The sequence below is a fragment of the Paenibacillus sp. FSL H8-0168 genome, assembly GCF_038592955.1.
Classification (GTDB): domain Bacteria; phylum Bacillota; class Bacilli; order Paenibacillales; family Paenibacillaceae; genus Paenibacillus; species Paenibacillus polymyxa_B.
Window position 1 is genome coordinate 3485673 of sequence record NZ_CP151948.1, and the last position, 13824, is coordinate 3499496.

Annotated in this window: 11 protein-coding genes and 1 pseudogene; all 12 read right to left on the bottom strand. The window is 45.2% G+C overall.

From position 1 onward, the window contains the following. Positions 1-99 precede the first annotated feature (99 nt). On the bottom strand, positions 100-1800 hold the full coding sequence (locus MHI21_RS15485; protein ID WP_342418471.1) for a methyl-accepting chemotaxis protein: 1701 nt from the start codon (positions 1798-1800) through the stop codon (positions 100-102). A 289-nt stretch (positions 1801-2089) separates the two neighbouring features. Beyond that, positions 2090-2840 (bottom strand): annotated as a pseudogene (locus tag MHI21_RS15490) (class I SAM-dependent methyltransferase). A 355-nt stretch (positions 2841-3195) separates the two neighbouring features. After that, the gene (spo0A, locus tag MHI21_RS15495; RefSeq protein ID WP_023989239.1) at positions 3196-3999 is read right to left on the bottom strand and encodes a sporulation transcription factor Spo0A; all 804 of its coding nucleotides are present in this window, start codon (positions 3997-3999) and stop codon (positions 3196-3198) included. 216 nt (positions 4000-4215) lie between these two features. Then, positions 4216-5376, bottom strand: a complete 1161-nt coding sequence (gene spoIVB / locus MHI21_RS15500; RefSeq protein ID WP_039270958.1) for a SpoIVB peptidase — start codon at positions 5374-5376, stop codon at positions 4216-4218. Between the two features lie 123 nt (positions 5377-5499). After that, positions 5500-7218: a DNA repair protein RecN gene (gene recN, locus MHI21_RS15505; protein WP_342418472.1), complete on the bottom strand. Its 1719-nt coding sequence runs from the start codon at positions 7216-7218 to the stop codon at positions 5500-5502. 58 nt (positions 7219-7276) lie between these two features. Continuing rightward, positions 7277-7726: a transcriptional regulator ArgR gene (argR, locus tag MHI21_RS15510; RefSeq protein ID WP_013310809.1), complete on the bottom strand. Its 450-nt coding sequence runs from the start codon at positions 7724-7726 to the stop codon at positions 7277-7279. Positions 7727-7742: 16 nt separating this feature from the next. Then, complete coding sequence (locus tag MHI21_RS15515) at positions 7743-8219, bottom strand: hypothetical protein (protein WP_341163799.1); 477 nt, start codon at positions 8217-8219, stop codon at positions 7743-7745. A gap of 155 nt (positions 8220-8374) precedes the next feature. Continuing rightward, positions 8375-9226, bottom strand: coding sequence for a TlyA family RNA methyltransferase (locus MHI21_RS15520; RefSeq protein WP_023989243.1), 852 nt, complete (start codon positions 9224-9226; stop codon positions 8375-8377). 76 nt (positions 9227-9302) lie between these two features. Further along, complete coding sequence (dxs, locus tag MHI21_RS15525) at positions 9303-11201, bottom strand: 1-deoxy-D-xylulose-5-phosphate synthase (protein ID WP_342418473.1); 1899 nt, start codon at positions 11199-11201, stop codon at positions 9303-9305. Between the two features lie 107 nt (positions 11202-11308). Then, on the bottom strand, positions 11309-12232 hold the full coding sequence (locus MHI21_RS15530) for a polyprenyl synthetase family protein (RefSeq protein ID WP_342418474.1): 924 nt from the start codon (positions 12230-12232) through the stop codon (positions 11309-11311). Continuing rightward, on the bottom strand, positions 12204-12464 hold the full coding sequence (xseB, locus tag MHI21_RS15535; protein WP_013310814.1) for an exodeoxyribonuclease VII small subunit: 261 nt from the start codon (positions 12462-12464) through the stop codon (positions 12204-12206). The genes MHI21_RS15530 and xseB overlap by 29 nt, the downstream gene beginning before the upstream one ends. After that, the gene (gene xseA, locus MHI21_RS15540) at positions 12454-13818 is read right to left on the bottom strand and encodes an exodeoxyribonuclease VII large subunit (protein WP_342418475.1); all 1365 of its coding nucleotides are present in this window, start codon (positions 13816-13818) and stop codon (positions 12454-12456) included. Before xseA ends, xseB begins: the two co-directional genes overlap by 11 nt. Between the last annotated feature and the right edge of the window lie 6 nt (positions 13819-13824).

A 13824-nucleotide genomic window follows, 5' to 3' on the forward strand; every position in this document is an offset into this window, starting at 1 on the left:
TATCTCCACCCTTTAATCACAATATATTAATAAAAAAAGAAAAAAGCCGCTCACAATAGAGCAGCTAGTTCCTCTGAAACATAAAAAGCAGTATACGAATTATACTTTGAATTTACCAATTTGCCCTTGCAGGTCTTCCGCCATTTGGGACAGATTTCTTGCAGAAGAAGCAATTTCCTCCATAGATGCCAGCTGTTCCTGAGTTGCGGCAGATACGTGTTGTGTCCCTGCTGCGGCTTCTTCAGCAATCGCTGAAATTTGTCTGACAAAACCAACAATCTCATCAGTACTTGCAGACATTTGTTCTGATCCGGCAGAAACCTCTTCAATTTCACTGGCCACTTTATTTACAGTTTCCTGAATGAGTTCAAAGGATGCGCCTGCATTTTGTACAACTTCACGACCTGTCATGACATCCTTCCCGTTGGACGCTACCGCTTCAATAGCATGGGTAGTATCCTTTTGAATCAATCCCACAAGCTCCGTAATTTGTTGAGCAGAATGAGCCGATTGTTCAGCCAACTTGCGAACTTCGCCTGCAACTACAGCAAATCCGCGACCATGTTCTCCTGCACGGGCCGCTTCGATCGCAGCGTTCAAGGCAAGAAGGTTGGTCTGACTAGAAATATTGGTGATAACATCAATGATCTTGCCAATTTCGTCTGAGCGCTCTCCCAATCCAGCCATGAGATCTGCCAATCCATTCATCGAATCATTTACGGCATTCATCTGCGTAACTGCCTGTTGAATCATCTGGTTACCTTCAGCCGATTTATGGGCCGCATCTTGCGCAGATGCGAATACATTTTGCGCGCGGATGGCGATTTGCTCAACACCGATAGACATTTCTTCAATAGCTTGGGACGATTTCGTCACCATATCTACCTGATCTCCTGTTCCAGTAGCTACTTCTTGCACCGTTTCGGTTATTTGTGCAGAAGCTTGGCTATTTTGCTCTGCGCTGGCCGTCAATTCTTCTGAGGAAGTGGTTACCAACTCAGTCGTTTTACTCACTGATTGAATCAGTTGGCGAAGGTTCTCAACCATGACATTGAAGGAATGTGCCAACGTACTGATCTCGTCCTTGCCCTTCACAATGATAGCTTCACTTGTAAGATCACCCGATGCGATACTTTCAGCGGCACGACTGATTCGCAAGATAGGTTTAGAAATAATTTGAGCTATGATGATTGCCATGATCAATGCCAATATAACGGCTGCTATACTCAAAACGATGACCAATTGTCTACCTGAAATAAAGTTGTCAACAGCTTCCTTCGTAGTCTGTTTAGATCCATCTGCATTCAATTTAATGAGCTGACTGATCATATCGTTTGAACTATACCACAACTTATAGGACTCCTGATGAAGGATGCTTGATTGAGTGTAATCATTAGCTTTCCCAGCTTCAATCACTTCTGGCAACTTAGCCAAATACTCCGTATAATTTTTGGAGAATTCTTCGTACATTTCGCGTTCTTTAGGGGTAGCAATTAATTTTTCGTATGTTTTTCGGCCTTCCTCAACCTTTTTTAAAACCTTATCATATTCACCCTGAACCTTCTCCATTTCCTCTGGGTCACGTTCTACAATAATATTTAATGAGAGCCGTTCAACATCAGATACATCACCATTTAGTGTTCCCAGGATGGTCACACTAGGCATCCAATGGCTATCAATTTCCATCGAAGTGTCGCCTAGGTTTTTCATTTTTGAGATAGATACTGTACTAATTACGATCAGCAGGATTATTACCGCAAGAAAACCCAATATCAATTTTGTTCGGATGTTAAATTTCATATATTCGCTCCTCAGTTCTCTTTATATTAGATACTATATCGACAAGAAACGACACATTGTTTATATCAAATGTAAAGAGAATTTCAGAACTGTTTACTAAAGGAAAATTTTTCATTGTGAAAGTTAGTGCAACTGATTCAGGTTTATTTTATAAACAGTGTGAAGGGTATTATGTCTCATAATTCCCAATGGTTCTGCCATTTAGCGAGGGCGATGCTGAAAATCTTTATTCACTCATTCCATAAAACTTAAAAAAAAGGATACCCAAAAACGGGTATCCCTTTATGTTTTACTTCCTAGCAATCACCATAAATCGTTCTGAATTTGTCCTTATTCCTAATTCGGTTTGATTGTCCAAAATAAATTGTTGGAGTATTTGAAAATCAATTTCTTTTTCTCCGAAGTTAGAAATAATCGGAGTGTGTTTCAAGAGGAATATTAAGTCTGCAGGAGTCTTATAATATTCGTTTGCATTGAATTCAAATGACTGTATGTCCTTAAAGCCCGCGTCACTTAATTCGGTAATATATTTAGCTTTTAACGAGTTTTTCTTAGCACCCCATGCCTGTCCTCTTCCAAACGCTTCTTTAATATTTAATTTGTCGTTTTCGCTTACTTGCTGTGTCAGGAACATACCACCCTTTACTAACACCTTTGCTATTTCTTTTGCATAAAAACAAGAATGTCTAGAAGAGATTACATTAAAGAAATTCTCAGGAAAATTTAGATTTTCAGCATCCATCTGGAGAAAACGAACATTTGCTATGTCTGATTCAGCAGAATTCTTGGTTGCTGTTTCAATCATTCCGGTGGAATGGTCAATCCCAACTAGAAGTAATGCAGAATCTACTATTGATAAAATTGCTTCCCCGCCGCCAGTACCGATATCAAGCAATATATCCGACTTCTTGCATGTCTTCGCTACTTCATTGTAGAAGTCCCATTTTACTCCTTCGGAGATACATTTCACATGTCTGAAATTCCAGCCGTTGATTTTTCCACTCTTATTATAAAAACTCTTTATACTCTATTGAATTCATTTTCTTTCCACCTTCCAATTAGGGATAAATACTACGGGATAGCAGACCGATATCATTCAGTATTTTGTATTTTAACAACTTTCTACCTTAATAGAACGACCACTGATAGCATGAAAATGATGATAATTGAAGAAAACTTTAAATTGTCCAATTGAAATTCAAAATCGTTCATAAAAAATACCGCTCCTTTACTGGTTCTTGGAAGAACCAATAAATAGGCGGTATTAGTTGTCTACTATTCAGAAGTTTATCGGATCGGGTCGGCAGTTTTGGAAATTAGTAGCCATCCCTGCAATTATCATTGATAAACGTAAAACCACAAAAATCCCTTGCTTTCTCAATCATTCTGACCCTTTCAGGACACCTTGTTCTCAATTCTCAGCTTATCTGCCACCATCGCTATGAACTCTGAATTGGTTGGTTTGGACTTACTGATATTAATGGTGTAACCGAACAGGTGTGAAATGCTGTCGATATTTCCACGGGTCCATGCTACCTCGATAGCATGACGAATGGCGCGTTCTACGCGAGATGCCGTCGTTTTGAACTTTTCGGCGATTGCCGGATATAATGTTTTGGTGATGGCTCCCAAAATTTCGATATTATTGTACACCATCGTAATGGCTTCGCGTAAATATTGATAGCCCTTGATGTGAGCTGGTACACCAATTTCATGTATGATGGCCGTGATACTGGCATCCAGGTTTTTCGTCTTACCCATAGGTACAACGTTGGACCGCATGGATGAAATGGTCACCGGACTGCTGCTTACTAACTGCGGCCCCACTAATTGGCGAACACGGTTAGCCAGCACTTCCATGTCAAACGGCTTCAAAATATAATAAGATGCCCCAAGCTGTACGGCCCTCTGTGTAATATTTTCTTGACCGAATGCAGTCAGCATAATGATTTTCGGCTGTGGAGTCAGGTTCATTTCTCTTAAACGCTCCAATACACCGAGACCATCCAGATGAGGCATAATAATATCTAAAATAAGTACATCAGGTATGTTGCGGGATTCTGCGATGCGTTGGAGCACTTCTTCGCCGTTATAGGCGATTCCTGTAACTTCCATATCCTCCTGATCGGAAATATATTCAGCAAGCAAATTCGTAAATTCCCGGTTGTCATCAGCCAACAATACCTCAATTTTTTGCAATGTACTTCCTCCTCATTGAGTGATATTCCATTGTGATATCTGTTTACAGTATATAAATATTTCTTGTCGGAGTATATGATTTCGACATCGAATTATGAATTCCTTCTGTCGAAAATTATTTTTATTTATTTTTTTTATAGTTTCTATTATAATTGATTCTTTATCTTGCAAATATGAGTTATTCCCCTGCTTTTCGACAAAAAAATCTTAAGGCCACTAGCTCGCCTTAAGATTAGAAGATGATTTCAAGCTTACGTTATTCTGCATGATTCCTGCATCGCGCAGCATCCATTCGATAAAACAACCGTAACCTGATTTAGGATCATTCACAAATACATGTGTCACAGCCCCGATAAGCTTACCATTTTGAATAATCGGACTACCGCTCATTCCTTGCACGATTCCCCCGGTCTTATCCAACAGCTTTGGATCTACAATGCGAATCACAAGTCCTTTGGTTGCTGGTTTGTCCTGCTGAGAAATGTGTACAATTTCCGCCTGAAACCGCTGAATTTGTTGACCTTCCAGTACAGTCAAAATTTCTGCAGGTCCTTCCTTTACTTCATTCGCAAGAGCCACCGGAATAGGAGTTGAATACAATCCATATTGCGGCTCATCTGACATTTTCCCAAAAATTCCGAAATTCGTATTTCGTTCAATATTTCCTAATACCCGATGATCTTTGAGAAAATGAGCGCGTTTTTCTCCTGGTTCCCCACTTTGGCTTTTCGCAATTGACGTCACATTGGACTGCACAATCTCTCCGCTCCCCACGACAATAGGGGTTTGGGTATTCATATCGGTAATTACGTGGCCTAATGCCCCGTATACACCCTGGTCCGGTGCGTAAAACGTTAATGTACCTACACCTGCAGCCGAGTCTCTAATATACAACCCAAGCCGCCACGCTTTATCATCTTGATCATATGCTGGTGTTAACTTCGTGGAAATCGTCTGCTCTCCTCGACAAAGTGTAATGTCGAGCGGCTTTTTATTCTTACCTGCTTCGTCTACTGCCTCAGCAACCCTTGCCAGGCTATTGAGTGGTTTGCCGTTCATGTGTGTAATCCGATCCCCTAGGCGAATCCCCGCTGTTTCACCAGGTGACACCTTACGATCATTACTTTCCTGAATGATATGGTGACCGACGACAAGCACTCCTGAAGATTTTACTTTGACCCCAATCGTCTGCCCCCCCGGGTATACTTTTAAATCGGGAACTACACTTTCTTGGGTTGTCCTCATGCTTTTAGAGCCGAACAAATCCAAAGAAGCTTGTGGAGGCAGCGCAGCTTGCACATGCTGAGCGTTACCGATAGAACACATAAGAAAAACAAGCAAAAGACCGAGCAATTTGATCCTGGAGTAAAAATTCAATGGCTGTCACGCTCCCTTTGCTTCTTTCGCTTGACGAGTAAAGGTGGTCGCCAATTGCGTACCTATAAGGTAACCTTGCCCCCAGGCTTTTATAACTGTTAAACATTACGCCAGCCGCTCTTTTCAGGCTTTCTTTCCTTCCGCCAAATTCAGCATTTCCTGTGCGTGATGCAAAGTTTTTTCGGTAATTTCCACGCCGCCCAGCATCCGTGCCAATTCCTTGATACGCCCATCCTCCGTAAGTCCCTCAATTTGAGTCATGGTCCGTCCATCATGGACATTTTTCTCAATAAGGTACTGATGATCTGCCATACATGCCACCTGTGGCAAATGAGTAATGGAAAAGACCTGACAAACGGAAGATAAACGATATAGCTTCTCGGCAATGGATTGAGCTGCACGACCACTCACCCCGGTATCCACCTCGTCAAAAATGAGTACTGGAATTTGATCATGACGCGCAAAAATACTTTTCATCGCCAACATGATACGTGATAGCTCACCGCCTGAAGCGATCTTACCAAGTGGACGTAATGGCTCACCTGGATTGGGGGATATAAGAAATTCCGCATTATCAATGCCCTGCTTGGTAGGTCTTACCTTCAGACCTTTATACTCATATCCGCGTGGATCTTCAATTGGATCAATGCGCACCTTGAGTGACGTTCTTTCCATCTGCAGGTCTTTTAACTCCTGCTCCACTTGCTCTGCAAGCTCTTCAGCACAAATTTCGCGTGCTTCTGTAAGCTCTTCCGAAATCTCAAGCAAATCGGAAAGCAGCTCGTCCCGTTTTGCAATGAGCTGCTCCAACCGCTCATCTTTATTTTCCAGCAGATCGGTTTCCTGCTCAATACGGCTATAGTATTCCAAAATCTGCTCTATACTATCACCATATTTTCGCTGTAATCCGGTAATTTGATTCAAACGTTGCTCCACTTCATGCAGCTTGCCTGGATTAAATTCAATATCCTCACGATAAGAACGTAATTGGAATGCTGCGTCCTCCAACTGGTAAAAAGCAGACTGAATCTGCTCCGCAATGGGCTGAAGGCTTTTGCTGTCATAGCTTTGGACATCGTTTAATCTGGACAACACGTTATTGATCGTATCCAGTCCACCTCTGCCGCTTAGCAGTTCGTATGCTCCTGATATCCCATCCATCATTTTCTCACTATGGGATAGCTTGACCCGTTCCTCTGCCAATAATTCATCTTCTCCCAATTTCAACTCCGCCGCAGCGATCTCTTCTAATTGAAATCGGTACATATCCAAAAGCTGATAAGCCTTTTGACTGGAACTTTGCAGTTCTCTTACTTCTTTTTCCGCTTTGACAAAAGCATTGTAACGCTCCCGATAAAGCGTTTTGACCGGACCGATGACCGAATCACCGAACGTATCCAGCAGCGCCAGATGACGATCTGCACGTAGCAGGCTTTGATGCTCATGTTGCCCGTGGATATTGACGAGTTGCTCACCTACCTCACGCAGCATCGTTAAATTAACCATCTGGCCATTAATTCGAGAAGAGCTTTTCCCTTGAACCGTAAGTTCGCGACGAATCAGCAAATGCTCCTCCGCATTAGCCTTAATCCCTTGTTCCTCAAGTGTATTCCAAACTGGATGTTTTACCGGCAGTTCAAATAAGGCTTCCATCTCTGCTTTATCACAACCGTAACGCACTAAATCAGCAGAGCCCCTACCGCCTGCAATCAGCCCAAGTGCATCGATAATAATGGATTTACCAGCACCTGTTTCCCCGCTCAACACATGAAACCCTTTATAAAAATGAACATCGACGGCCTCTACAACCGCCAAATTCCGTATAGACAAAGTGACCAGCATCGTTCTTTCACCTCTATGATGTACAAATTAAAACGCCTAATATGCGTAGCCATTATAATTAGGAAATGTAGCCCATAAGACGATTCACGATAGCTTCGCTGTTTTCTTCCGATCGGCAAATAATCAAAATAGTATCATCCCCGCTAATCGTCCCCATGATCTCGGACCATTCAATATTGTCCAATAAAGCAGCAATCGAGTTGGCTGTTCCCGGCAGGCATTTCATCACAATCAGATTGGTTGTGTAGTCAATATGCAAAAAGTTATCGACCAACGTACGTTTCAGTTTCTGGGCCGGATTGTAACGTTGATCTGAAGGCATCGAATATTTATATCTGCCATCGTCCATTGGAACCTTGATGAGCAGCAACTCCTTGATATCACGCGATACGGTCGCCTGCGTGACCTGAAAACCAGCCTTACGCAATGCTTCAACCAGATCATCCTGCGTCTCAATCTCATGTTGTGAAATAATTTCCCTAATTTTAATATGTCGTTGACCCTTCATATAATCCTCCTATGGATTAACCTTCATATTCCTCTTCTTCGAGGTCTTCCACTAATGTAATAAGGCGAATACTTCGCTCGTCCGTATCAACGTACAATACACCCGCGCAACCCGGATAGAGCAATAAATACGGCATGAGCCTGTCCCTTAAATCAGGACCACTCCACTCCATTGGTTTCTTGCGGCGTGACGTTTTGACCATATATGTCGAACCGTTTCGTACAGCCACGTAGTCTATAAACAAACGGCTATACACGGTATGTCCATTCACTTTAAAAGCAAGCGGTATTTTCATCTTCCCGCCCACTACTTCATATCCTGCTTCTTCGAGTAGGTCTGTGGCAGGTCCTTCGTCCAAGTCCTCGTTAATCGGTATCGTCTTTAGCACAAGCGGCCCTGGCTCCTTCAACCAGGCACGTAGGCTATACAAAGCCCATATCCCTAATATCACCCCGATCACAGCGATGATAACCGTATCATATCTTGTGTCCATGGACCGATCACCTCATGGACATATTCTAGGACAAGATGTAAAATCCCTTTTCCTTTGTACATCTCATTATAGGCGAACGTGAGTTCTATAATCAATCCCTCACACCAAAAAGAGGTTCCCTTAAGTTCACAGAACTCATGGAGAACCCCTGAATGTTACTTACGCGATGGACCATTATTAAAAGTCTGACCTGCTTCCTGAACGGTACGTTCAATCAGTGGTCTGAAATCCATCTTCTCCAGCTGCGATTCTGCAGCAGGAAGCCCATCCAAACGCCAATGCGCTAAAAATTCAATATTGCCTTCTCCACCTGTAATAGGCGAATAAGCCAAACCTTGCAGCGTAAGTCCAAGCTCATGTGCAAACATCAGAATGGTCTGCAACACTTCTTTATGCGTAGCAGGATCACGGACCACACCGGATTTTCCGACCTTTTCGCGTCCAGCTTCGAATTGCGGCTTGATTAGAGCTACAATATCAGCAGGTTGATGCAACAAAGCAAGCAACGGGGGCAAAATAATACGTAATGAAATAAAGGAAACGTCAATACTAGCGAAATTCGGCACGGAACCATTCAAATCCGCGGGTGTCATATATCTGAAATTCGTTTTCTCCATTACGCATACTCGTTCATCATTACGAAGGGACCAATCCAGCTGATTATAACCCACATCAATGGCGTATACGTATTCAGCTCCATGCTGAAGCGCACAATCCGTAAAACCTCCAGTGGACGAGCCAATATCCAGCATTGTCCTGCCCTTCATATCCAGCTCAAATTGCCGGATGGCCTTCTCCAGCTTCAATCCTCCACGGCTTACATACGGATGCACCGAACCCTTAACTTTAAGCTCGCTGGCGCGTGGTACCTTCATCCCCGCCTTCTCGATCCGTTCGCTGTCCGCCAGCACTAGCCCAGCCATAATCGCAGCTTTAGCTTTTTCACGGCTTTCAAAAAAGCCTTGTTCTACAAGTAATACATCAATGCGTTCCTTCGGAACAGACATGTTAATCTCCCTTTAGGCAGCCAGGCTGCTTTTGTCATACTTTTTATAAACGTCATGGTCTTCACTTCAAGTTACCCTATACGGATTGTCCCATGCCATATGCCGGCTCAGCAGCCCATTTACGCAGCTTTAAGCATACATCTTCAATGGTAAGACCTACTTCAGCACGCTGCTCTTTGATGGAGCCATGCTCCACGAACAGATCGGGAATCCCCATTAGGCGCACCTGTGCCTCTTGTATTTCGGCTTTAGCGTAAAATTCCAGTACAGCGCTACCCAAGCTTCCTGCTTCAGAAGCTTCTTCCAATATGATCAGCTTCGTATGCTGACGAGCCAGCTCACGCAACATATCCTCGTCCAAAGGCTTCAGGAAACGGGCATTCACGACGCCCACTTGCAAACCTTCCCGTTTCATCGCCTCCGCAGCCTCTGTCGCCACCTGGAGCATCGGTCCTGATGCGATTACAGCAAAGCCCTCGCCTTTACGCAGGAGCTCCCAACTGCCGATGGGAATAGCCTGTAATTCTTTATCCATCGGCACGCCAACCACATTAACACGCGGGTAACGATAAGCAATTGGACCATCTTCATAGTCGAGCGCTGTTTTCATCATATGGCGTAGCTCGTTCTCATCCTTTGGCATCATAAGCACAAGATTCGGGATATGACGCAAGAATGCCACATCAAACACGCCATGATGAGTTTCCCCGTCAGCCCCAACAAAACCTGCACGGTCAATCGCGAACATTACGTTCGCATTATGACGACAGATATCATGCACAATCTGGTCATAAGCACGCTGCATAAAAGTGGAATACACCGCAAACACCGGCTTCATCCCTTCCATTGCCAACGCAGCACACATGGTAGCTGCATGCTGTTCAGCAATGCCGACGTCAATCATACGGCTAGGAAACTCTTTACTAAACGGTACCAATCCTGATCCGCCAGGCATAGCGGGTGTGACCGCAACGATGCGCTCATCCTGCTCAGCCAGCTCAATCAACGTTCGACCGAAAATTTCCGTATACATCGGATTACCTACAGCTTTGAGTACCTGACCCGATTCAATTTTGTAGGGACTGATTCCATGCCATTTGTGTGAATCTGCTTCCGCAGGTTTATAGCCCTTGCCCTTGGTGGTTACGACATGCACCAATACAGGGCCAGTGACATTATCAGCCTGCTGGAAGGTTTCGATTAGCTTCGGCAAATCATGTCCGTCCACTGGACCGAGATACGTAAGTCCCAGTTCCTCAAACAGTACACCAGGCACCATCATATATTTAAGACTGTCCTTGACACGGCCAGCCGATTTGGCAAGTTTACCGCCGATCGCGGGTATTTTTTTCAGCAAAACTTCCAGCTCATCTTTTGCTCGCAAATAATGACGGTCCGAGCGGATTTTACTCAAATAATTATGCATGGCCCCTACATTAGGTGCTATGGACATTTCGTTGTCATTCAGAATAACCATTAAACTTTTGCGCTCATGACCGATATGATTCAACGCTTCGAAGGCCATCCCCCCAGTCAACGCTCCGTCTCCGATCATTGCAATGACTTTATTATCCTCGCCCTTCAAATCTCGAGCCAAGGCCATTCCTATTGCCGCCGACAGAGAAGTACTGCTATGACCGGCTTCCCAAACATCATGCTCGCTCTCACTTCTTTTTACAAAACCACAAAGTCCATCACGCTGACGAAGTGTATCAAAACGGTCCATTCGCCCTGTCAATATTTTGTGTACGTAGGCTTGGTGCCCAACGTCATAAATCATCTTGTCCTTCGGACTGTTATAGCAATAATGCAGGGCGATCGTGAGCTCAACCACTCCCAGATTCGATGCCAGATGCCCCCCAGTCACGGACAGCTTCTCAATCAAAAAGCTCCTGATTTCCTCGGCTAGAGAAGCCAACTCCTCAACCGACAGTGATTTCAGATCGCCTGGTTGCTTTATGTGTGGAAGCAGCACGCATATCTCCCCGCTTTCCTTCAAGTTTGTGTGTAAAGTTAACAAGTATTATATCACACTTTTTAACTGTGCTTAAACGCAGACAAGTCAAAACAGCTCTAACGCAACTAATGATCACGCTTCATCAGGTAATCCGCTATCTCCAGCAAACGAGAAGAATCGGGAATACCGCTCTCTGTTATCACTTTTTTAGCAGATGCGGTGAGTTCCTCCACCTGCCGCAAAGATGCGTCCATACCAATGAAATACGGATAGGTAACCTTCTCCTGCTCAACATCACTTTGCGTTTTCTTACCCATTTTGCTCTCATCGCCTATGAGGTCCAGTATATCGTCCTGTATCTGAAAAGCCAGCCCCAAGTCTCGTCCAAAGCGGCGAAGCGCCTCTAATTGACTCTTGTCCGCCCCACCAATCCGTCCACCTGCCAAGAGCGAGAAAATAATCAAATCAGCAGTTTTATGAAGATGGATATATTCCAGTTCCTCGATCCCCGTCATTCCTTGCTCGCCTGACATATCGGCGACCTGTCCGCCTACCATTCCCCGCGCGCCACTCATTTCGGACAAATCCTCAACAATGGACAACAGCGAATCGGATGAAACACCGTGACGTCGTCCTGCTTGCACAATGCTGTAAAAGGCATGGGTCAACAAAGCATCACCCGTAAGGACGGCAACCGCCTCGCCGTATACCTTATGATTCGTCAGCTTACCTCGCCGATAATCATCATCATCCATGGCTGGCAAGTCGTCATGAATGAGAGAGTACGTATGTACCATTTCTACCGCACATGCCACTGGCAACGCAGCTTCCCTGCTTCCACCGAATGCTTCAGCAGCAGCGATCACAAGCAGAGGCCGCAGCCGTTTTCCGCCTGCGGTGAGTGAATAATTCATAGATTCTCGAAGAACATCGGGAATGTTCCAATCGGCCGGGAACTGCTCGGTCAGTGCAGACGAAACCGCATCCGCCGTTCCGGTCAAATATTCCTTGAACGACGGTCTATTCAAGCCCTTCACCGCCGTTTTCATCTAATCCGCCGCCAAAAGGCTTCTTGCGCAAATCTCCATCCTCTTCCACGATCATTTCAATTTTGCGTTCAACCTGCTCCAGCTTTTGACTGCAAAGCTGAGACAGCTTCATCCCCCGCTGGAACAAATCAATGGCTTGCTCCAGAGGAACGTCTCCATGCTCCAGTTGTCCGACAATTTCTTCAAGAGCGGCCATAGCCGCTTCAAAATTCAATTCCGTTTCATTCGCCACCGTGCTTCGCGTCCTCCTTCATTCCCCATACTTGGCAGTCCAACTGCCCATCACTCACTTTAATCTTGATGGAATCTCCCGGCTGTACGTCTTTGAGCGACTTAATCAGCCGTTTCTCCTGCTCATCGTATACCAAGCTATAGCCTCGGGCCATGACTTTGAGTGGGCTCAGCGCATCCAGCTGACGAATTCCCGTGTGCAACTGCTGCCGTCCCGTTTTCGTAATAGCACGCATCGCAGACTCCAGCTGACGTTGCGCCATATCCGCCTGCTTGCGTGCCGAACGAATTTGTTCACGTGGATTAAACCGCTCTAGTACCTGACGCATACGTGCATTCTTTTCTGCGTTTAAGCGTGAACGGTTACCCACTGCGCGGATTAGCCGCTGATGCAGCATGTCCATTCGCTCTGCATGCTGTAGCATATAGCGGCGTGGGTGCAGCAGGACTGGTGAACGCTGAAGCCTCACCAAGCGTTCACGGCTGGTTTCCAGCCGCTGCCGGAGGGCGTTGCGCAGGCGTTGCTCACGCTGGAGCAGCTGATCCCGTAGCTCTGCCTGATTAGGCACAGCCAACTCAGCTGCTGCGGTTGGCGTTGCTGCACGCAAGTCAGCCACAAAATCGGCAATGGTAAAATCTGTTTCGTGTCCAACTGCCGAAATAACCGGAATGACCGATGCGTAAATGGCGCGCGCAACCGCTTCCTCATTAAACGCCCACAGTTCTTCCAACGAGCCACCTCCCCGTCCGACGATCATCACCTGAACCTCTTGCATATGATTCATAGCTTCAATTGCCTTGACAATCGAGGGTGCGGCACCTTTTCCTTGTACAAGCACAGGATACAACACAATTCCAGCCTGCGGGTATCGCCGTTGAAGGGTCGTAATAATATCACGCACAGCCGCTCCGGTCGGTGACGTAATCACGCCAATGGTTGCCGGATGGGCAGGGAGATTACGCTTACGAGCAGTATCAAACAGTCCCTCTGCATCCAGCTTTTGCTTGAGCTGTTCGTAAGCCAAATAAAGGCTTCCTATACCATCAGGCTGCATTTGAGTCGCATAAAACTGATATTGTCCATCTCGTTCGTACACAGATACGTTTCCCCGGGCAATAACACGCGTACCTTCTTTCGGTACGAAGGGAAGCCGCTGATTATGGGTTGCAAACATAATCGAACGTATGCGGCTCCCCTCATCCTTGAGCGTAAAGTACATGTGACCACTCGAATGATGCGTAAAATTAGAAATTTCCCCGCGTATCCATACATCAGACAGCACCTGATCCGATTCCAGTTTCATCCGGATATAACGATTCAGGTCCTTTATAGAGTAAATACGTTGTTCAGCCATAGGCAG